Source organism: Actinomadura sp. NPDC048021 (assembly GCF_040653135.1).
GTDB classification, from domain to species: domain Bacteria; phylum Actinomycetota; class Actinomycetes; order Streptosporangiales; family Streptosporangiaceae; genus Spirillospora; species Spirillospora verrucosospora.
This window is the reverse complement of sequence record NZ_JBEZJQ010000003.1, coordinates 187,859-207,237: the sequence shown is the minus strand read 5'-3', so window position 1 is coordinate 207,237 and position 19,379 is coordinate 187,859. Positions and strand designations below refer to the sequence as shown.

Annotated in this window: 17 protein-coding genes and 1 pseudogene; 10 read left to right on the top strand and 8 right to left on the bottom strand. The window is 73.9% G+C overall.

Annotated elements, in window-relative coordinates; genetic code table 11:
• Positions 1–822: a LuxR C-terminal-related transcriptional regulator gene (locus AB0C87_RS06810; RefSeq protein ID WP_360576765.1), complete on the top strand. Its 822-nt coding sequence runs from the start codon at positions 1–3 to the stop codon at positions 820–822.
• Here the strand turns inward: AB0C87_RS06810 and AB0C87_RS06805 are convergent.
• On the bottom strand, positions 768–2,234 hold the full coding sequence (locus AB0C87_RS06805; RefSeq protein WP_360576764.1) for an MFS transporter: 1,467 nt from the start codon (positions 2,232–2,234) through the stop codon (positions 768–770). The genes AB0C87_RS06810 and AB0C87_RS06805 overlap by 55 nt on opposite strands.
• Before the next feature lie 441 nt (positions 2,235–2,675).
• Here AB0C87_RS06805 and AB0C87_RS06800 point away from each other — a divergent pair, with 441 nt between their 5' ends.
• The 4 genes from AB0C87_RS06800 (at position 2,676) to AB0C87_RS06785 (ending at position 6,404) form a co-directional block, all read left to right on the top strand.
• A complete protein-coding gene (locus AB0C87_RS06800) occupies positions 2,676–3,518 on the top strand; it encodes a polysaccharide deacetylase family protein (RefSeq protein ID WP_353832537.1) in 843 nt (280 codons plus the stop codon).
• A gap of 132 nt (positions 3,519–3,650) precedes the next feature.
• Positions 3,651–4,949 carry a histidine kinase gene (locus AB0C87_RS06795; RefSeq protein ID WP_360576763.1) on the top strand — a complete coding sequence of 433 codons (1,299 nt, stop codon included), beginning with the start codon at positions 3,651–3,653 and terminating at the stop codon, positions 4,947–4,949.
• A complete protein-coding gene (locus AB0C87_RS06790; protein ID WP_345180374.1) occupies positions 4,913–5,557 on the top strand; it encodes a response regulator transcription factor in 645 nt (214 codons plus the stop codon). Before AB0C87_RS06795 ends, AB0C87_RS06790 begins: the two co-directional genes overlap by 37 nt.
• 64 nt (positions 5,558–5,621) lie before the next feature.
• Positions 5,622–6,404: a hypothetical protein gene (locus AB0C87_RS06785; RefSeq protein WP_360576762.1), complete on the top strand. Its 783-nt coding sequence runs from the start codon at positions 5,622–5,624 to the stop codon at positions 6,402–6,404.
• A gap of 17 nt (positions 6,405–6,421) precedes the next feature.
• Here AB0C87_RS06785 and AB0C87_RS06780 read toward each other — a convergent pair whose 3' ends face one another.
• Entirely contained in the window at positions 6,422–7,195 is a 774-nt protein-coding gene (locus AB0C87_RS06780; RefSeq protein ID WP_345180377.1) for an enoyl-CoA hydratase-related protein, read from the bottom strand.
• Positions 7,196–7,813: 618 nt separating this feature from the next.
• Between AB0C87_RS06780 and rho the strand changes: the two are divergent.
• Positions 7,814–8,929, top strand: a pseudogene (gene rho / locus AB0C87_RS06775) (transcription termination factor Rho); the annotation flags it as partial.
• A gap of 24 nt (positions 8,930–8,953) precedes the next feature.
• On the opposite strand, the gene AB0C87_RS06770 reads toward rho, so the two are convergent.
• Positions 8,954–10,600 (bottom strand): serine/threonine-protein kinase, encoded by a 1,647-nt coding sequence (locus AB0C87_RS06770; protein WP_345180378.1) that lies wholly within the window; start codon positions 10,598–10,600, stop codon positions 8,954–8,956.
• A gap of 128 nt (positions 10,601–10,728) precedes the next feature.
• Positions 10,729–12,303, bottom strand: coding sequence for an acyl-CoA synthetase (locus AB0C87_RS06765; protein WP_360353164.1), 1,575 nt, complete (start codon positions 12,301–12,303; stop codon positions 10,729–10,731).
• 219 nt (positions 12,304–12,522) lie between these two features.
• Between AB0C87_RS06765 and sigE the strand changes: the two genes are divergently transcribed.
• Positions 12,523–13,071, top strand: a complete 549-nt coding sequence (sigE, locus tag AB0C87_RS06760; RefSeq protein WP_345180381.1) for an RNA polymerase sigma factor SigE — start codon at positions 12,523–12,525, stop codon at positions 13,069–13,071.
• 25 nt (positions 13,072–13,096) lie between these two features.
• The gene (locus tag AB0C87_RS06755) at positions 13,097–13,927 is read left to right on the top strand and encodes an alpha/beta fold hydrolase (protein WP_345180383.1); all 831 of its coding nucleotides are present in this window, start codon (positions 13,097–13,099) and stop codon (positions 13,925–13,927) included.
• Between the two features lie 44 nt (positions 13,928–13,971).
• Here AB0C87_RS06755 and AB0C87_RS06750 read toward each other — a convergent pair whose 3' ends face one another.
• Positions 13,972–14,541, bottom strand: a complete 570-nt coding sequence (locus AB0C87_RS06750; RefSeq protein ID WP_345180385.1) for a TetR/AcrR family transcriptional regulator — start codon at positions 14,539–14,541, stop codon at positions 13,972–13,974.
• A 102-nt stretch (positions 14,542–14,643) separates the two neighbouring features.
• Here AB0C87_RS06750 and AB0C87_RS06745 point away from each other — a divergent pair, with 102 nt between their 5' ends.
• A complete protein-coding gene (locus AB0C87_RS06745) occupies positions 14,644–15,555 on the top strand; it encodes a chlorophyllase (protein ID WP_360576761.1) in 912 nt (303 codons plus the stop codon).
• 42 nt (positions 15,556–15,597) lie between these two features.
• On the opposite strand, the gene AB0C87_RS06740 is transcribed toward AB0C87_RS06745, so the two are convergent.
• A complete protein-coding gene (locus AB0C87_RS06740) occupies positions 15,598–16,521 on the bottom strand; it encodes a dienelactone hydrolase family protein (protein ID WP_345180391.1) in 924 nt (307 codons plus the stop codon).
• Between the two features lie 97 nt (positions 16,522–16,618).
• Here AB0C87_RS06740 and AB0C87_RS06735 point away from each other — a divergent pair, with 97 nt between their 5' ends.
• Positions 16,619–17,590 carry a helix-turn-helix domain-containing protein gene (locus AB0C87_RS06735; protein WP_345180394.1) on the top strand — a complete coding sequence of 324 codons (972 nt, stop codon included), beginning with the start codon at positions 16,619–16,621 and terminating at the stop codon, positions 17,588–17,590.
• Between the two features lie 70 nt (positions 17,591–17,660).
• Here the strand turns inward: AB0C87_RS06735 and AB0C87_RS06730 are convergent, their stop codons facing one another.
• Both AB0C87_RS06730 and AB0C87_RS06725 read right to left on the bottom strand, forming a co-directional pair.
• Positions 17,661–18,386 carry a hypothetical protein gene (locus tag AB0C87_RS06730; protein ID WP_345180396.1) on the bottom strand — a complete coding sequence of 242 codons (726 nt, stop codon included), beginning with the start codon at positions 18,384–18,386 and terminating at the stop codon, positions 17,661–17,663.
• Positions 18,387–18,473: 87 nt separating this feature from the next.
• A complete protein-coding gene (locus AB0C87_RS06725; protein WP_345180398.1) occupies positions 18,474–19,268 on the bottom strand; it encodes a L,D-transpeptidase in 795 nt (264 codons plus the stop codon).
• Between the last annotated feature and the right edge of the window lie 111 nt (positions 19,269–19,379).

The following is a 19,379-nucleotide window of genomic DNA, read 5'->3' as shown; positions in this document are numbered from 1 at the left end:
ATGGGCGATGACGTGGGGGCCGTCCGGTCGGCGGTGCTGACGCTGCAGCGCACGACCGGCCTGCCCATGGTGTTCGGGGGCGCACTCGGCGGCCAGGACCGGCTGGTGATCACCGAGCTGGTCGGCAACAGGACCGAGTCGCTGAACGGCCTCGTCGTGCGGCAGGGCAACGGGCTCGGCGGCAAGGCGATGGCCATGGGACGTCCCGCGTGGGTCAGCAACTACCCGTGCTCGGCGTCGATCAGCCACGACTACGACAGGCCCGTCGGGCGCGAGGGGCTGCTGTCGATCGTCGCGGTCCCGATCGTCGTGCGGCGGCGCGTCCGCGGCGTCCTCTACGGCGCGCTGAGGGAGCCGCTCTCGCTGGCCGACCGCGTCGTGGGCGCGGCCGTGGAGGCGGCCCGCGACCTCGAACAGGACCTCGCCGTCCAGGACCGCGCGGACGAGGCGCTGGCGCGCACGCCGCCCGGCACGTCGGCGGCGCGCTGGGAGGAGGTCCGGGCCGTGCACGCGGAGCTGCGCGCCCTGGCCGAGCAGGTCCGCGACCTGCCCACCCGCGACCGGCTGCGGGAGGCGTCGCTGCGCCTGGCGGCGGCCGGGCTGGACGAGCCGGCCGGCCCGGCGCGCCCCATCCTGTCCCCCCGCGAGCTGGACGTCCTGTCGTACGTCGCGATCGGCTGCACCAACGCCGAGGCCGCCGAGCGCCTCGGGCTGCTGCCGGAGACGGTGAAGAGCTACCTGCGGTCGGCGATGCGCAAGCTCGACAGTCACACCCGGCTGGAGGCCGTGACCGCCGCCCGCCGCGCCGGGCTGCTCCCCTGATCCTCGCGCCTCGCCGCCCGGCGCCCCGCGAACGAGGCGGCGGCCGCGGCGAGCGCCGTCCCGCCGAAGCCGAGCATCACGGCGGTGAACGCCGGGCCGTGGCCGCCGGGCAAGCCGAGGTACAGGGTCCCGAAGACGGCGACGCCCGCGACGCCCGCGAGCTGGAAGTTCATGTTGGCCAGGCCGCTGAGGTCGGCCGCGTACCGGTCCGGGACGTGCGCCGTCAGCCGCCCGAGCTGCGGCGCGAACCCGAGGCCGAGGCCGAGCCCACCGAACCCGAGAAGAACGGCCAGCGCCGCCCCGTCCGGGCGGGTCAGCCCCGCCACCGCGTACGCCGACGCGAGCAGCAGGTACCCGGCGACTGGCGCGCGGGCGGCCACGCGGGCGGGGAGGCGCGGCACGAGCGCCCCGGCGATCCCGAACGCGGCGACCCAGGGCACGAGCGCCAGGCCGGAGAACAGGGCGCTGCGGCCCAGACCGTCCTGCAGGTACAGGGCGAGGACGAACATCATCGCGTAGAAGGTGCCGGTGGCCAGGCCGAGGGCGCCGAGCGTCCACGCCACCACCGGGCGGCCGAGCACGCCGAGGGCGAGCAGCGGGGACGCGGCGCGCCGCTGCCGCCTGACGAACAGGGCGGCCACCGGCACGCAGGCCGCGAGCGACGCCCACGTCCACGGCGGCCAGCCCGCCTCGCGCCCGAACAGCAGCGGGACGACCGCCAGCAGGGCCGCCGCGGACAGCAGGGCGGCCCCGGCCAGGTCGAGGCGCGCGCCGCGTCCGCCCGCGTCCGCCGGCAGCAGCCGCGCGCCGACCGCGAGCAGCACGACCCCGGCCGGCACGTTGACCAGGAAGACCGGGCGCCAGCCGAGCCCGCCCACGTCGGCCGAGACCAGCACGCCGCCGAGCACCTGGCCCGCGACCGCGCCGCCGGACAGCGCCACCGCGAGCAGCCCCTGCGCCCGCGCCCGCGCCGGGCCGGTGAAGTGGAGCTGGATCCCCGAGAGGACCTGCGGGACCATCAGCGCCCCGGCCGCCCCCTGCGCCAGCCGCGCCGCGACCAGCACGCCGGTGGAGGGGGCCAGCCCGCACGCGAGCGAGGCCGCCGTGAACGCGCCGAGCCCGAGCAGGAACATCCGCCGGTGGCCGCGCGCCTGCCCGAGCCGCGCGCCGGTCACCAGCAGGACGGCGTAGGCGAGCGTGTAGCCGGAGACGACCAGTCCGAGGGCGCCGCCGGAGGGCCGCAGATCCGCCCTGATGGACGGGCCCGCGACGTTCACGACCGCGGTGTCGACGTTGACCATGAACTGCCCGGCGAGCAGCACCGCGAGCATGAGCGCGGGCCGCCGGGGACCGGTGCGGGAGGTCTCGCCCGTCGTGGGCGGGGATGTCGAGGACAGGGGTGTCGAGGGCATGCGAGCACAACCCCGGCCGCCGCCACCGGGTTGCGGTGCGGCGGGCCGGCGGGGCCTTCACGGGGGTCCGGTGAACACCGCGGGGCCGCGCGGTCTTCGTCGGATCGGGCCCGGCGACGGGGTCAGCGGCGTGGGCGTCGTCCAGTACAGATCGGCCCCCGCGGCGCACTGCCTGGTAAAACGGTCACCGCACGCCGGCTGCGCCGGGCCGTGATCGCTCGGCCGTCCCGCCTCGTTTCCGGGCGGGGACGTCCGGCCCCCGATTCGCACTGACGACCGTAACACCTCCGCCGACACGATCGTCGCCGCCGGCCGCCGGGCGGCCGTCAGTGGCCCGACCTGCGGCGCAGCGCTCACGCCCGAAATCGGACCACTCAGGTGAGTCGATTGTGATCCCATAGCGGCCTCCTACCCGCCCAAAACCCCGATAGCGTGGGACTTGTGGAGGTTGAGGACTCAGGTTGGACATCCCGCCGCAAAGCACTCTGGCTGATGGGGGCGGCCGCGGGTCTCGCCGCGCTCGGCGCGGACGGCGCGGGTCCTCCGCACGGGTCGGGGGAGCCCGGATGGGCCGTGCCCGCCCCCCGCGCGAGACCAGTCATCCATCCGACCCCGACGCCCACCCCGACGCCGACCCCGACCCCCCGGCCCGCACCGTGGACGCCCGCGAAGCTCACCGCGCTGGAGACCCCCGTCCGCGAGCTGTCACAGCTGTCGCCACCGCCGCCCGCCCAGTCGATCGCCCTCACCATCGACGACGGCCCGAGCCCCCTGTGGACGCCCCGCGTGCTCGACCTGCTGGCCGAGCACCGGATCCACGCGACGTTCTTCGTCATCGGCGAGCAGGTGAAGGAGTTCGCCAAGCTCACCCGCCGCATCGCCGACGCCGGCCACCAGATCTGCAACCACACCGAGACGCACCCGATCTACATCGCGAACATGTCGAAGAAGCGGGTCCGCAAGGAGATCGTCGAGGCGCACGACCGGATCGCCGACGTGACCGGCGTCGTGCCCCAGTTCTTCCGCTCCCCCGGCGGCGCGTGGACGAAGACGATCCTGGAGACGGTCGCCGAGCACGACATGCTGCCGATCGACTGGGCCGTCGACCCGCGCGACTGGGCCCGTCCCGGAGTGGGCCACATCCGCCGCACCCTCATGAAGGGCAAGGCCGGCAACATCATGCTGTGCCATGACGGGGGCGGCGACCGCTCCCAGACCCTCAAGGCCCTGGAGACCGTCATCCCGAAGATGAAGAAGCGCGGCCTGACCTTCGTGGCGCTCTGACCTTCGGTCTCCGGGTGTACTCAGGTACACCCCACGCTCGGGGTGCGGGCACACTGTGCTGCGAGGGCGCCGCCAGAAGACTGGACTCCAGACGGCAAGCGACCTGCGGAGGATCCGGTGAACGGTGGACTGGTGGAAGAGACACGGCTGCAACGGCATGTGAGGGCGCCCTGGCGGGGGCTGGCCCTCTGGCTGCTCGGCATCCCCGCGACGCTCGCCGGCCTGTGGTTCATCACGGTGGTCTCGATGATCACGAGTTTCGTCGGGGTGCTGCTCTTCCCGTCCTCGACGATGCTGCTCCGCGAGCGGCTCGACGCCTACCGGGTCCGCGTCAACCGGTGGACCGAGGTCCGGATCGCGCGGCCGTACCTGCCCGAGCCGGAGCGCGAGCCCGGAGTCCACGGCATGTTCAAGCGGTTCGTCGCGCTGGTCAGCGACCCGGCCACCTGGCGCGACTACCTGTGGACCCTCACCGACCCGATCGTCTCGGTGTTCACCGCGGCGCTGCCCGGCCTGCTGATCCTGTACGGGGTGTGGGGGTACGTGCTCGCCGCCTTCGCCGGCGAGATGATCGGGCACTACGGCGGCAGCGACTGGTACGCCTACGTCCACGTCACCGAGGGGTACGGCCGCGACACCGGCCGGGTCCTGTCCACGGTGGCCGTCGCCACCGCGTGCATCGCCCTCGGCTACGCCATCGGCCCGAAGATGCTGACCGCCTACGGGCACTGGGGCCGCGCCATCCTCGGCCCGACGCGCAAGTCGGAGCTGGCGCTGCGCGTCCAGCACCTCACCGAGACCCGGTCGGAGGCCGTGGACGCCTCCGCCGCCGAGCTGCGCCGCATCGAGCGCGACCTGCACGACGGCGCGCAGGCCCGGCTCGTGGCGATGGGGATGAGCCTCGGCGCGATCGAGCACCTGCTCGACCGGGACCCGGAGAAGGCCCGCATCCTGCTCGCCGAGACCCGCGCGTCCTCGGCCAAGGCGCTGCACGAGCTGCGCGACCTCGTCCGCGGCATCCACCCGCCGGTGCTCGCCGACCGCGGCGTCGCCGACGCGGTACGGGCCCTCGCGCTCGACCACCCGCTGGACGTCGAGGTGTCCGCCGACCTGCCGGCGCGGCCCGAGCCGCCGGTCGAGTCCGCCGCCTACTTCGCGGTGTCGGAGATCCTCACCAACGCGGCCAAGCACTCCGGCGCCTCCCGCGTCTGGATCGACATGCGGCACGAGAACGGCATGCTGCGGATCACCGTCACCGACGACGGCCGCGGCGGCGCGACCCTGGAGGGCGGCTCCGGGCTGCGCGGGATCGAGCGGCGGATCGGTACATTCGACGGCGTCCTCGCCCTCAGCTCGCCCGTGGGCGGCCCGACGATCGTGACCATGGAGCTGCCGTGCGCGTTGTCCTCGCCGAAGATCTCGCCCTCCTGAGGGAGGGCCTCGTCAGCCTCCTGGAGTCGCACGACTTCGAGATCGCGGCGGCCGTCGACAACGGCCCGTCCCTGCTGAAGGCACTGCTCGACCACCGCCCGGACGTGGCGGTGGTCGACGTGCGCCTGCCCCCGTCCTTCACCGACGAGGGCCTCCAGGCGGCGCTGGAGGCGCGGCGGCAGATCCCGGGGCTGCCCGTCCTCGTGCTGTCGCAGTACGTCGAGCAGCTCTACGCCCGCGAGCTGCTCGCCGACGGCACCGGCGCGATCGGCTACCTGCTCAAGGACCGGGTGTTCGACGCGGCGCAGTTCGTCGACGCGGTCCGCCGGGTCGCCGCGGGCGGCACCGCCATGGACCCCGAGGTCATCTCCCGGCTCGTGGCCCGGGGGACCCGCGACACCCCGCTCGGCCGCCTCACCCCGCGCGAGACCGAGGTCCTGGAGCTGATGGCGCAGGGACGCTCCAACGCGGCGATCGCGGAGCGGCTCGTCGTCACCGAGCGCGCGGTGACCAAGCACACCGCGAACATCTTCGCCAAGCTCGACCTGCCCGTGACCGGCGACGACAACCGCCGCGTGCTCGCCGTCCTGGCCTACCTCAACCGCTGAGCCGCCCGCCGCCGGGCGCGGCGGTGGCGTAGTCTGCCCCGCGAGCAGGCCCGGGGAGGGCGCGATGACCGTGATTCTCGTTCTGCTGTGCCTGGCGATCGCCGGGCGGGAGCTGTGGCTGGCGTTCGAGCGCGGGCGGACGCCGGGCGCGCCCGAGATCGCCGACATCCGCACGCAGCTGCGCGACGCCGACGCCCGGATCAGGTCGCTGGTCGCCCAGATCAACGACCGGCTGGTGCCGGACGTGAGCGGCCGGCTGAAGGAGCAGCGGGAGGCCGCCGAGGAGCAGCGCGCGGCCGTGGAGCGGCTGGCCGCCGAGATGGCCGAGCTGCGCGGGCACCTCGCCCGGCGCCTCGACCAGGCCGCCGCCGCGTCCCTCGGCGCCGACCCCGCCGACCTGGTCACCGGGTCCCTCGCCGTCGCGCCGGCCGAGGCGCGCCCGGCGTCGTCCGGTCCCTTCGAGCGGTTCGCCGAGCACCACGGGCTGCGCGTCGAGCTGACCGACGGGGACCGCTACTACCTGTCCGGACGCAGCCCGCGCGGCCTGGAACGCGACTTCATCGATCTCGTGGCGGCGCTGCGCGAGCACCGCGTGGACTCCGCCGACCCGGCTCGGGCCCTGCTGGGCGCGCTGCGCGACGCCGACCGGGGCGGCGCGCGGATCGGGCCGCTCCTCATGGCCCGGACGCCGGAGTCGCTGGTGTGCGGGGTGCTGCCGCTCGCCGAGCTGCGCCGCCCCGACGCCGCCGACCTGCTCGACGACCCGGACGCCGCCGCCCGGCGCCTCCACCGCCTCCCCGAAGGCCGGTTCTGCGACGTGTCCGCCTGGCCCGCGCTCAACGCCTGACCGCCGCCGCGCGGCCGCTACCGCAGGGGAGCCTTCCAGGGGAATTCGGGCGCCCGGCGTTCGAGGAACGCGGCGATGCCCTCCTCGACCTCCCCGCTCGCGGCGACCTCGGCGAGCCACCGCCGCGCCTTCTCCTCGACCGGGCCCGCGGCGACGATGGCGTCCACGATGTCCTTGGTCGCCCGCTGCGTGAGCAGGGAACGGGACGCGAGCGTCTCGGTGAACGCGGCGACGCGGTCGTGCAGGCCGCCCGCGGGGACCACCTCGTCCAGCAGCCCGATGCGCAGCGCGTGCGCGGCGCCGACCAGGTCGGCGGAGAAGAGCAGGTACTTCGCCGCCGACGGCCCCACCAGCCCGACCAGCCGCGCCGTCGCGGCGGCCGGGTAGACGATGCCGAGCCGGGCCGGCGTGATCCCGAAGCGCGCGTCGTCCGCCGCGAACCGCAGGTCGCAGGCGGCCGCGAGCTGGCAGCCGCCGCCGACGCAGTACCCCTCGATCGCGGCGAGCGTCGGCTTGCCGAACGCGGCCAGGGCCCGCTCGGCGACCGTCGACAGGTGCGAGTCGTCGTCGCGGTGGATGTCGTCCAGCTCGGAGATGTCGGCGCCCGCGCAGAAGTTCCCGCCCGCCCCCGTCAGCACCACGACCCGGACGTCCGGGTCGGCGGCGAGACCGTCCAGGATGCCGGGCAGCGCCCGCCACATCTCCGCCGACATGGCGTTCCGCTTGGCCGGCCGGTCGATCGTGATCGTCCCGACGCCTCCGGCCGCCTCGAACCGCAGCCCCTCGCCCATCGTCCTCCCTCGCCCGCGCAGCGCGGCTCATCGTATTCGCCCAGAACCCGGCGCCCGCCGCGGGAGGGCCGTCGGGCCGTCGGAACCTGGAGGCCCCTCCGGTAGTCATAACCATCGTCAGCATGAGCACCGGGGCCGCGGCCGGGGGACGCCGCGGCGCCGGACGGACGCAGGGGGACCTCCGCGTGAAAGCCGCCACCGAAATCGGGGAATGCGAAAACGCCCTCGATTGCTGTACTGTCGAGGCAACGTCCTTGGATTCACACGACTCACGTCGAGGACGTCTCTTCCCCGCCCGGGCCATCTGAGCGCCCGGTGAGTTTCGGCCCGGCGCGCACACGGCGTGCGGGGCCACCGCACAAGGGAGCCGACGTCAGCCCGGTGGACCGAGCTGCATCCTTCGCATTCCTCTCGCGTACGCGCCGCGGGTTCCGCCGCCGTACGCGGACTTCGACTCCGGGCGGCGCCGCCCGCCGCGCGCCCGCCTGAGAAGGGACTTGTATGTCCGCCCCCACACTCGAATCAGAACCCGCGGCAGGCCGCAAGGCCCCCGCACGCGGCGCGCACGCCGTGTCCGCGCAGAGCGCCCGCAAGGACGGCCGGCAGCCCCGGCGCCCGGCCGACGACGGCCCGACCGTCCCCTTCCACGGCCTGCTGTCCCTCCAGGACAAGCACGCGTTCGTCCGCACGTCCGGCTACCTCGCCGGCCCGGAGGACGTGCACGTCTCCCTCGCCCAGGTCAGGGCCCACCACCTGCGTCCCGGCGACGTGGTCGCCGGTTTCGCCAAGGCGCCCAAGCAGGGCCGGGGCGACTCCCCCACCCTCGTCCGCGTCGAGACGGTGAACGGCCTTCCGGTCGCGGAGGCGGCGAACCGGCCCGAGTTCGGCGCCCTCACCCCGCTGTTCCCCGAGGAGCGGCTGCGCCTCGACACCGGCCCCCTCGCGACCCGCGTCATCGACCTGGTCGCGCCGATCGGCAAGGGGCAGCGCGGGCTCATCGTGTCGCCGCCGAAGGTCGGCAAGACGATGGTGCTGCAGTCCGTCGCGAACGCCATCGCGGAGAACAACCCCGAGGTCCACCTCATGGTCGTGCTCATCGACGAGCGGCCCGAGGAGGTCACCGACCTGCAGCGGACCGTGCGCGGCGAGGTGATCCACTCGACCTTCGACCGTCCCGCGCGCGACCACACCGCGCTCGCCGAGCTCGCCGTGGAGCGGGCCAAGCGCCTCGTCGAGCAGGGCCACGACGTCGTGATGCTGCTCGACTCGATCACCCGGCTCGGCCGCGCCTACAACCTCGCGGCGCCCTCCAGCAGCCGCATCCTCGCCGGCGGCGTCGCGACGACCGCGATCTACCCGCCGAAGAAGTTCTTCGGCGCCGCCCGCAACATCGAGAACGGCGGCTCGCTCACCATCCTCGCCACCGCCCTGGTGGAGACGGGGTCCCGCATGGACGACGTCTTCTTCGAGGAGTACAAGGGCACCGGCAACATGGAGCTGAAGCTCGACCGGGGCCTCGCCGACCGCCGCGTGTTCCCCGCCGTCGACATCGAGGCGTCCGGGACGCGCCGCGACGAGCTGCTCATGTCCCCCGAGGAGCTCGCCCTCTCCTGGCGCCTGCGCCGCGCCCTCCAGGGCCTGGACAAGCAGTCGGCCATCGAGCAGCTCCTGGAGAAGATGAAGGGCACCTCCTCCAACGCCGAGTTCCTCCTGCGCCTCCAGCACACGACCTGACCGGCCCCGCGATCCGGCCGGGGCTCAGCCGCCGCTCTCCGGCCTGAACGAACTGAGGATCCTGTCGTAGAGGCGCTGGCCCGGCGTCCACTCCGGGTCGGGCGCGTGGAAGCAGAACTCGTACCCGGCCGCGCGACCGCACAGCACGTGCCGGACGGCGTCGTGCACACCGTCCCGCCAGGTGAACTCCCATTCGGCGGCGCCGTCGATGACCTCGGGCACCGGTTCCAGCCGCAGCCGCTGGTAGCCGGGATAGCGGTGCCCCGCCACGGCGCCGCGCTCCTCGGAGCGCAGCCCGGTCAGCGGGTCGCCGGGCGCCGGGGCGATGCGCAGCCCCCGTCCCGTGCCGACGTCCTTCCAGGTCATCACGCTGCCGCGCCGCTCCGCCTGCCAGCCCGCGGGCACCCGCACCGAGTAGGCGCCCGCCTCGTGATACTTCGCCGTCTTCACCGACACGCCCGCCGCCGGGCGCAGCGCGACCGCGTCTCCCTTGCCGATCGACGTCCACCGGGCCGTCCAGGTCCCCGCCCCGGCCGCGAGCGCCGCGAGCAGCGCCACGCTGACGACCGTCCCGGGCCGCGGCCGCCGCGACGGCAGCGCCGGGACCCGCCACCCCGCCTGCCGCGAACCGCACGGCGGCTTGCCGGACGGGTCGCCCGGCGGCCTCCCGCCGCGCAGCGTCCACGGGACCCGCGGCCCGCGCGGGACCGGCGCCCTCGGCGCGTCCCGCGACACCCAGGCGCCGCTGAGCGCCCACGGCACCCGGCGCCCCAGAACGGTGCGGTGCGCGGAGAAACGGCGGGGATGCGGCACCGGCGCGCGGGTGAAACCGGGTTCCGGAACCGTTCCGATGACCCTTTGCAGCATTTCCGCGGTGGCCTCGGCCGTCAATCTGTCCTCCGGCCGCTGCCGCAGCAGCCCTTCGATGACCGAACCCAGCGGACCGGCCCGGACGGGGCGCGCATAGTCGCCCAGGAGAACCGCCACCATCGACGCGAGCGCATGGCAGCGCAGGAAAGGCGAAAAGCCCTCGACCGCCGTGTAGAGCGTCGCGCCGAGCGACCACAGGTCGGACGCCTCCACGCTCGGCAGGCCGTTCACCCGCTCCGGCGGGAGGTACGCGGGAGAGCCCTCGATCCCGGCGAGCAGGGTGTCGGCCGGCTGCGGGCCCTTGCCGGTGTGGACGGCGAGGCCGAAGTCGCTGAGCAGGACCCTTCCGTCGTCGCACAGCAGGACGTTGCTGGGCTTGACGTCGCGGTGCAGGATGCCCGCCGAGTGCGACGCGCGGAGCACCGACAGGACGGCCGCGCCGATCTCCGCCGTCCGGCGCACGCCGAGCGGGCCGTCCTCCGTGACCAGCCTGTGCAGGGAGCACGACTCCAGGAACTCCATGACGATCCAGGGGCGGCCGTCCTCGATGATGAGGTCGTGCACGGCGACCACGCCGGGATGGCGCAGGGCGGCGGTCGCGCGGGCCTCGGAGAACAGGCGCCTGCACATCACCCTGCGCTCGCTCTCGGTGATGCGCGGGGGGAGGTGGACCTCCTTGACCGCGACGTCCCGGTCGAGCATCTCGTCGTACGCCCGCCAGACGGTGCCCATGCCGCCTCTGCCGACGACAGAGAGCAGGCGATACCGGCGCGCGAGCGGTATCAGCCGATCCCCACTCATGGGGCGGTTATTCGCCGGAACGCGCCCAAGGCACGCTCCCTCGGCATCAATTGATTCTTGACTGGCGTTCGCCGGGGAAAGTGCGGCCGCGCGTGGTATAACCCACACACGGTGGCTTTACCAAGACTCTACGCGAGCACGCTCTTGGCCCACTTGTAATCGGACTTCCCGACGGCGGTTCGCTGTACCTCGTCGACCAGGGTCATCTGCCGCGGAAGCTTGTAACCCGCGAGACGTTCGCGGCAGTACTCGGTCAGATCCTCAAGGGTCACCGTCGCGCCGGGACGCGGGGCGACGACGGCGGCGACGCGCTGCCCGAACCGCTCGTCCGGCAGGCCCACGACGACCGCGTCCTCCACGGCCGGGTGGTCCTTGAGCGCGACCTCGACCTCCTCCGGGTACACCTTCTCCCCGCCCGTGTTGATCACGAGGGAGCCGCGGCCGAGCAGCGTGATCGTCCCGTCCTCCTCCAGGCTCGCGAAGTCGCCGGGGACCGACCAGCGCGTCCCGTCCGCGGCGGTGAAGAACGTCGACGCCGTCTTCGCGGGGTCGTTGTAGTAGCCGAGCGGGATGTGGCCGCTCCGGGCCAGCCTGCCGATCTCACCGGGCCGCACGACGTTCAGGTCGTCGTCGAGGACGGTGATGCCGGGCTTCATCATGAACCGGGCCGTCCCCTCCTTGGCCCCGACGGACGGGCCGCAGGCGCCGGTCTCCGACGCGCCGTAGTTGTCGAGGAACATGATGTTCGGCAGGTGCTCCAGCAGGGCGGCCTTCGCCCCCTCGGTCAGCGGCGCGCCGCCGGACGCGATCGCCATCAGCGAGGACGTGTCGTGATCGCCGGAGGCGAGCGCCTTCGCGACCGGGCGCGCCATGACGTCGCCGACCAGCATCATCACGTTCGCCTGCTCCTCGGCGAGCAGCCTCAGGGCCCTGTCGGCGTCGAACGCGTGGTCGGTGTAAAGGACGACCTTGGCGCCGCTGAACAAACCCATGAACGCGACCCACTGGCCCGCGCCGTGCATGACGGGCGCGCAGTCGAGCACGGCCATGGCGGGCTGGTCGGCGTTGGCGGCCAGCTCCTCGGGGCTGCCGATGGGGTCGCCGAGGACGTTCCCGCCGCCGAGCGCGCCGAAGAAGATGTCCTCGCAGCGCCACTCGACGCCCTTCGGATAGCCCGTCGTCCCGCCCGTGTACATGATGTAGCGGTCGTCGCTGGAGCGCTCGGGGAAGTCGTCGTCCGGGGCGGCGCCCGCGAGCGCCTTCTCGTACTCGACCGCGCCGGGGATCTCGGCCGCGGAACCGTCCTCCAGCACGACGACGTGCCGCAGCGCCGGCAGCTCGCCGCGGATCTCCTCCACCCTCGCCAGCAGCGAACGCTCCCCGACGAGCGCCACCGAGTCGGAGTCGGCGAGGACGTGGCGCAGCTCGGCGGCGACGTAGCGGAAGTTCACCGGGATCGGCACGGCGCGGATCTTGAACGCGCCGAGCATCGCCTCGATCCACTCGGCCCGGTTGTAGGCGAGGATCGCCACGTGCTCGCCCGGCCGCACCCCGGCCTCGGCGAGATGGTGCCCGACGCGGCTCGCCCGCTCGCTGAGCTGCCGGTACGTCCGCCGCTCGGCGCCCGCCACCAGGGCGGGGCGGTCCGGCCCCGCCGCGGCCAGGATCTCGAGCAGGTCGGCCAGGTTGTAGCTTCGCGCCATGCCACGTCCTCGCGTTTCGGGGTGGGGGACTGCCCCCGATCCTCCATGCGGACCGGCGCCGACTCAATCCTTGTCGACATCCAGTCCAATGAGATGAGTCACATCTCACGTGCCTGATCCGGCCACGCTCAAGGTTCTTACACGGCTCTTATCTGGGTACCGGCATGCTTGGTCGTAACGATTGAATATCAGACGGGGGTAGTGGTGAGCGCAGGTGCGATGGCGTGGACCCCTCCGACGTGGGAGGAGATCGTCAGCGAGCACTCGACCCGGGTGTTCCGGCTGGCGTACCGGCTGACGGGCAACCGCCACGACGCCGAGGACCTCACCCAGGACGTCTTCATCCGGGTCTTCCGCTCCCTGTCCTCCTACAGTCCCGGCACGTTCGAGGGCTGGCTGCACCGGATCACGACGAACCTGTTCCTCGACCGCGCCCGCCGCAAGCAGCGCATCCGGTTCGACTCCCTCGGCGACGACGCCGCCGAGCGCCTGCAGGGCCGCGAGCCGGGCCCCGCGCAGGCCTACGACGAGCGGCACCTCGACCACGACATCCAGAAGGCGCTGGACGGCCTCGCCCCGGAGTACCGCGCCGCCGTCGTCCTGTGCGACATCGAGGGCCTGTCGTACGAGGAGATCGCCGCGTCGCTGAACGTCAAGCTCGGCACCGTCCGATCCCGCATCCACCGGGGCCGCGCGCAGCTGCGCGCCGCGCTGGAGCACCGCCGTCCCGCCGAGTGCGCAGTGACGAGCATCACTAGTGACCGCTGAGTAACTTCCGGCCTACCCTTCGCCCGTGGACAACGCGCGGGTGAACATCGCTTTCGAGCGCCGCGGCGAGGGGCCGCCCCTCGTCCTGCTGCACGGCATCGGCCACCGCCGCCAGGGGTGGGCCCCCGTCATGGACCTGCTCGCCGCCGAACGCGAGGTCGTCGCGGTCGACCTGCCCGGGTTCGGCGACTCCCCGCCGCTGCCCGACGGCGCCCCCTACACGCTGGACACGGCCGTCTCCGCGCTCGCGGACGCCTTCGCCGCCCTCGGCCTGGACCGCCCGCACATCGCGGGCAACTCCCTCGGCGGCCTGTTCGCCCTCGAAGCCGCCGACCGCGGCCTCGCCAGCTCGGCGACCGCGCTGTCCCCCGCCGGCTTCTTCAACAACCTGGAGTTCCGCTACGGCATGTCGGTGCTGCGCGCGTCGCGGCTCGGCGCCCGCGTCCCCGAGACGTTCCTCACCCGGCTGGCCCGCTCACCGCGCCGCCGCACGCTCATGTTCGGCATGATCTACGGCCGTCCCGACCTGATGGACGTCGAGACCCTCGCGGGGGACGCCCGCGCCATGCGCGACGCCCCGGGCTTCGAGCCCACCCTCCGCGCGGGCCGCACCACCCGGTTCCTCGGCTCCTGCGCCGACGTCCCCGTGACCATCGCCTGGGGCACGAAGGACCGCCTGCTCCTGCGCAGCCAGGCCATCCGCGCTCAGCGCCGCCTCCCCGACGCCCGCTTCGTCTGGCTGGAGGGCTGCGGCCACGTCCCCATGGCCGACGACCCCGCCCTCGTGGCGAAGGTCCTGCTGGAAGGCAGCGCGCACCCGCTCCGCGGCGCCCGTCCCGAGGCCGCCGCGTCGTAGGCCGTCCTCCGAAGGCGGATCTGGAGTGATCGGTCGTCCCCGGTTCATGCCTCGCGCCGGCATCCGGTGAGGAGGGTGGCGACCATGCGCCTGGCGTCGGCCTGGCCGTAGTCGGGGCCGGTGATGCAGAGGTTGCCGATGGCGCGCATGAGCGTGTAGGCGGAGACGTCGGGGCCGAGTTCGCCGGCGGTGGCGCACGCATCGAGCAACGTCGCGCACGCCGGGACCAGGGTGTCGAGCATCAGGGCGTGGAGGTTCTCCAGCCCTGGATCCCCCGACCCCAGAGCGGCTCCGAGACCGTGCTTGGTCACGAGGAACTCGACGAACGCGTCCACCCAGCGGGTCAGGGCGGTGAACGGGGAGGCCGACTCCTCCAGGAGCCGGGGGGCGAGTGCGGTGGCCGTGTCGATCTGGTGCCGGTAGACGGCGGTGACGAGATCCGCCCGGGTCGGAAAGTTCCGGTAGATCGTGCCGACGCCGACGCCGGCGCGTTCGGCGATGTCGCGGACGGGCGCCTGGACGCCCTGTTCCACGAAGACCGCCGCCGCGGCCGCCAGCACGCCGCTGCGGGTGCGCTGCGCCTGTGCTCGGCGCACTCCGACCGGTTCCGGCACGGGACCCTCCTTTTGCTCGCGGAACAATGTTCCGCTACTTTGGCGGAACAGTGCTCCGCCAAAGTATGGCAGAGCGATCCATGGAGAAAGCGCAGGTCTCCCATGTCCCATCGTCAGCTCGGCCAGCGGATCGTCTCCGTCAAGCCCATCACCGTCCCCGCGCCCGGCCGCGGCGTCGACCTGCAGGTGAAGGTCACCGCCCCGATGTCGGGCCGGAACCTGCCGGTCATCGTGTTCTCCCACGGCAACGCATGGTCCCTGGACGCGTACGAGCCCCTCGTCGACCGGTGGGCTGCGGCCGGGTTCCTCGTGGTGCAGCCCACCCACCTTGACTCCCGCCGCAACGCCATCGGTTGGGACAACCCGCGCTTCGCCACGATCTGGCGCGCCCGGATCTCCGACCTTCACGCGATCCTCGACTGCCTCGGCGACATCCTCGCCCAGGCCGGCGGCCTGGAGGCCCGCGTCGACCGCGAGCGCATCGCGGTCGTCGGCCACTCCTGGGGCGCCCAGACCGCCGGCGCGATCCTCGGCGCGCGCGTGCTCGACGCCGACGGCGTTCCCGGAGAGGACTTCTCCCACCCCGCGGTCTCGGCCGGCGCGCTGATCGCCGCGACCGGGACCGGCGACTCGCTCACCCCGTTCGCCGCCGAACACCTTCCGTTCATGAGGCCGGACTACTCCACCATGACCACCCCGGCCCTGGTCGTCGCGGGCGGCGAGGACCGGTCGCGGCTCTCCACCCGGGGGCCGGAGTGGTTCACCGACGCCTACCGCCTCAGCCCGTCCCCGAAGAGCCTGCTCGTCGTCGCCGAGGGCGAGCACACCCTGGGCGGCGTCGCCGGCGAGGCGGTCGCCGAGACCACCGACGAGAACCCCGCCCGCGTCGCCCTCGTCGCCGATGCGATCTCCGCCTACCTCCTCGACGCCCTCAAGGTCGACGACACCGCGTGGACCGCCTTCGGCGACGCCGCCGCGGCCGGTGAAGGCGCGTGGAGCGTCTCCAGCAAGTGAGCCCGGCCGGACTGCTCCGTCGCGCTTTCGGGAAGACGGCCTCTACGGCTTCAGGTGGTCGGTCAGGTAGGTGAGGATCTCGTCTCGGGCCTGGAGGGTGGGGTGGCCGTCCTCGTCCACGAGGTGCGCGGTGACGACGCTGTGGGGGGTCGCGACCACGTCGCGGAAGAACGGCGGCGGGTCGGTGTTCGCGACGCCGCCCGGGAGCACGCGTCCGTCGAAGGCGTCGCCGAGCAGAGCCCGGTAGGCGGCGAACCGCTGACCTGTGCACCACCGGTCGTTGTCGAAGCGGTAGGCGAGGACGGTCAGGCCGTCGCGCGCGACGCGCTCCTTGAGCGCGCGGGCGTCGTCGTCGCCGAGTTCCAGGCCGGCGGGGTCGTCCAGCGGCAGTGACGGGTGGTTGACGACCGGCGCTATGACGGCCGGTTCCAGCGCCATGGTGAGGGCGAAGTTCCCGGTGAAGCAGAGCCCGATCGCGCCGACCCCCGGCCCGCCGCACTCGGCGTGGGCCCGGCGGGCGAGCCCGCGCAGCCACGCCGTGACGGGGCTGGTGCCGCCCCCGGCGAACGCCCGGAACTCGGCGCTCACGCAGGCCCGGCGGACGACCCGCTCGCCGTCCTCGACCGTGGGGTAGGCGCCGTCGCGGCCGAAGAGCGACGGCACGTGGACGGTGAAGCCCGCGTCCCGCACCCACCGCGCCAGCCGCAGGACGTCCGGACTGATGCCGGGCATCTCAGGCATCAGCACGACGGCCGGGCCGGTGCCCGCGACGTGGACCGTCTTCACCACCCCGTCCACGTCCACCTGCCGCCGCGAGAAGTCGGCGATCGCATCGTCAAGGCGCCCGCCGGCACCGGCCACGACGCCGGCTTTCGTGGCCTGGTCAACGGCTGGGCTCTGGTCGGCGCCCGTGCTCTCGTCGGCGCCGGGGGTGTTCTCAGCGCTCGTCGATTCCTCGGAGTTCATGGGGACAGCGTGGCCGGGCGGCACGCCTTGCCGGGAGAGGCCGGATCGCCATGTGCGGGGGTAATCTCGCCATCGCGGGTGACGGCGGGAGGCAGGCGTGGGTGCGCTGCGGGTAGGGGTGTTGGCCTATCCGGGCTGCTTCGCGTCGGAGGTGTTCGGCGTGCCCGACCTGCTGACGATGGCCGGGCACGTCGCCGGTCCGGATCGCGCCGGCTACGACGTGGCGGTGGTCTCGCCGCGCCGCCGCGTCGTCGCCTCGGGAGGCGTGGCGCTGGCCGCCTCCCCGCTCCGGGAGGTCGACGTCCTCGTCGTGCCGGGGTTCGAGCTGCGTCCGGGCCTCGACGTGGACGCGAAGCTCGCCGGGCTGGCCCCGGAGATCGCGGCCGTCCGCTCGCACGCCGCCGCGGGAGGCGCGGTGGTCTCGATCTGCGTCGGCGCGTTCCTGCTCGCCGCGGCGGGGCTGCTCGACCGGCGCCGGGCCACGACGGCGTGGCTGTTCGCGGACGAGCTGGCCCGGCGCTGCCCCGGCGCCGACGTCCGGCCCGACCTCCTGGTCGTCACCGACGCGGGGGTGACGACCACGGCGGCGTTCAGCGCCATGTACGACTTCGCCCTGGAACTGGTGCGCCGGCACAGTGGCGCCGGCGTGGCGCGGGCGACCGCGCGGATGGCGCTCGTGGACGACGCGCGCTCGTCCCAGGCCCCCTACGTCGACGCCCGTCTCCTTCCGCGTCCCGGACACGAGTTCTCCCGCCGGGTCATGCGGCACCTCGACCAGAGCCTCGCCGCCCGGTACGACCTCGCCGCGCTGGCGGACGCGTTCAACGTCAGCACCCGGACCCTGCTGCGGCGCTTCGCCGACGAGACGGGCCAGAGCCCGCTGGAGTACCTCCAGTCGGCCCGCGTCCGGCGCGCACGCCATCTCCTGGAGACCACGGACCGGACGGTCGCCACCGTCGCCGCCGCGGTCGGGTACCGCGACGCCGGGACCTTCGCGGCCCTCTTCGCCCGGCACACCGGGCGGCGCCCGAAGGACTACCGCGCGACCTTCCGGCGTCCCGCACGCTGAGGGCCCGCACGCAAAAAGGCCGGGGCCCGCGCACCTGAGTGCGCGGACCCCGGCCTCATGCCGGCTCGACTCAGCCGGTCACCGGGAGGTCGCCGGGAACCGGGGTCGGGGCGGGGGCCTCACCGGGCGGGGCCGAAGGCGGCGCGGGCTGGCCCGGCTGCGACGGCTGGGACGGCTGACCGGGCTGGCTCGGCTGCCCCGGCTGGCCCGGCCGGCTCTTGCCGCAGCTCGCGGACGCGATGCTGATCGTCTGCGTCTTGCCCGCCAGGGTCGCCGACACCTCGATCGCGGTGACCGTGAGGTTCCCGTCGTGCCCGCGGACCTGCTTGTTCAGCGTGACCGTGACGTTGCCGAGGCCCTTCAGGTCGGTGGTGACGGTGGTGTTGGGCGTCGCGCCGAGCTTCAGCGCCCGGGTGCCGAGCGTCGCGCCCACCACGTGGGAGACTCCGGTGCCGTTCTCGCACTTGGCGGAGACGGCGTGCGCGGACAGGCCGAGCTTGGCGACCCGCAGATCGGCGACGGACGCGCGGCCGTGCCCGGCCCAGGCGGAGCCGTTCAGCAGCCGCGCCTGGACGAGCGGGTTGGCGGGCAGCTCCGCCACGCTCTTGCTGGTGGGCCGCTGCGCCGAGGACGCCACCGAGGACGTCGGCGGGACGACGACGGAGCCGGTGGCGGAGATGGCGACCGCCGAGCCGGCGCCGCCGGGGGTGGCGGAGGCGGGGGCGGCGGACAGGGCGAACGGCAGGGCCAGCGCGCCGGCGACGGCCGCGCACTTGGTGAGTGCCTGCAAACGCACGGTTCTCTCCTCAGGGGGTTCGTGTTCTTGGGGGACGGGGTGGGGTTCGGGCCGCCCGGCCGTGCGGCCGGGTGGATCGCGGGATCGTCAGTCCGTGATCTGGACGGGGGTGCCGAGCGGGACCTGGGCGAGCTGCTTCAGCGCGTCGGCGGGCACCCGCACGCAGCCGTGCGTGACGGCCTTGCCGAACACCGACTTCGTCGGCCAGCCGTGGAACGCGACCGTCCCGGGGCCGCCGCCGAAGGTGTCGAGGGTGGCCGAGTGCGCCCCGACGGGCAGGATCAGCGGGCTGTAGGTGGGCTTCTCGGGGGCGAGCGAGGCGAGCATGAACGTCCGGCCGGTGGGCGTCGGCGTCTTCGGCGCGCCGACCGCCACGGGCCAGCTGCCGACCTGGCGGCCGCCCCGGAACAGGGTCAGCTTCCTGTCGCCGAGGTCCACCTTGACGGCGCTGGAGCTGCGCGCGGCCTTCAGGCCGGAGTCGGGGATCCAGCCGGTCACGCCGTTCGGGCGGCTCGGCAGCAGCACCCGCCGCCACCCCGGGCGGCTCTCCAGGACGGGCACCCAGGTGGGGCCCTTGAGCTGGGTGCTCGGCAGCTCCGCCACGGCGGGCGCGCCCGGCTTCGCCGACACCGGGACGGCGTTGTCCGGATGCACCACGGTCCCGTCGCTCTTGCCGGACGGGGCCGCGTCCAGCGGCAGGTCGTCCAGCGTCGTGTACGTGGTGGCCTCGGGCAGCTTCTCCAGGCCCCCGGCGGGGGAGGCGCCGGCGGACGCCCCCTTGTGGCCGCCCCCGCAGCCGGTCACGAGCAGGGCCGTCACCAGCAGGGCCGGTGCCGCCGTCCGGGCCGTCCGCCCGGCGGCGCGCGGTGGTTCGTCGCTCACGAAAAACTCCAAGTGATCCCGCCGGAGAGGGGCTCCGGCACGCCTCTGTGCCCGCTCTCTACGCGCGAGGGCACGGGAAGGTTGCACGGTGTGGGGAAGGAATCGCGGTCC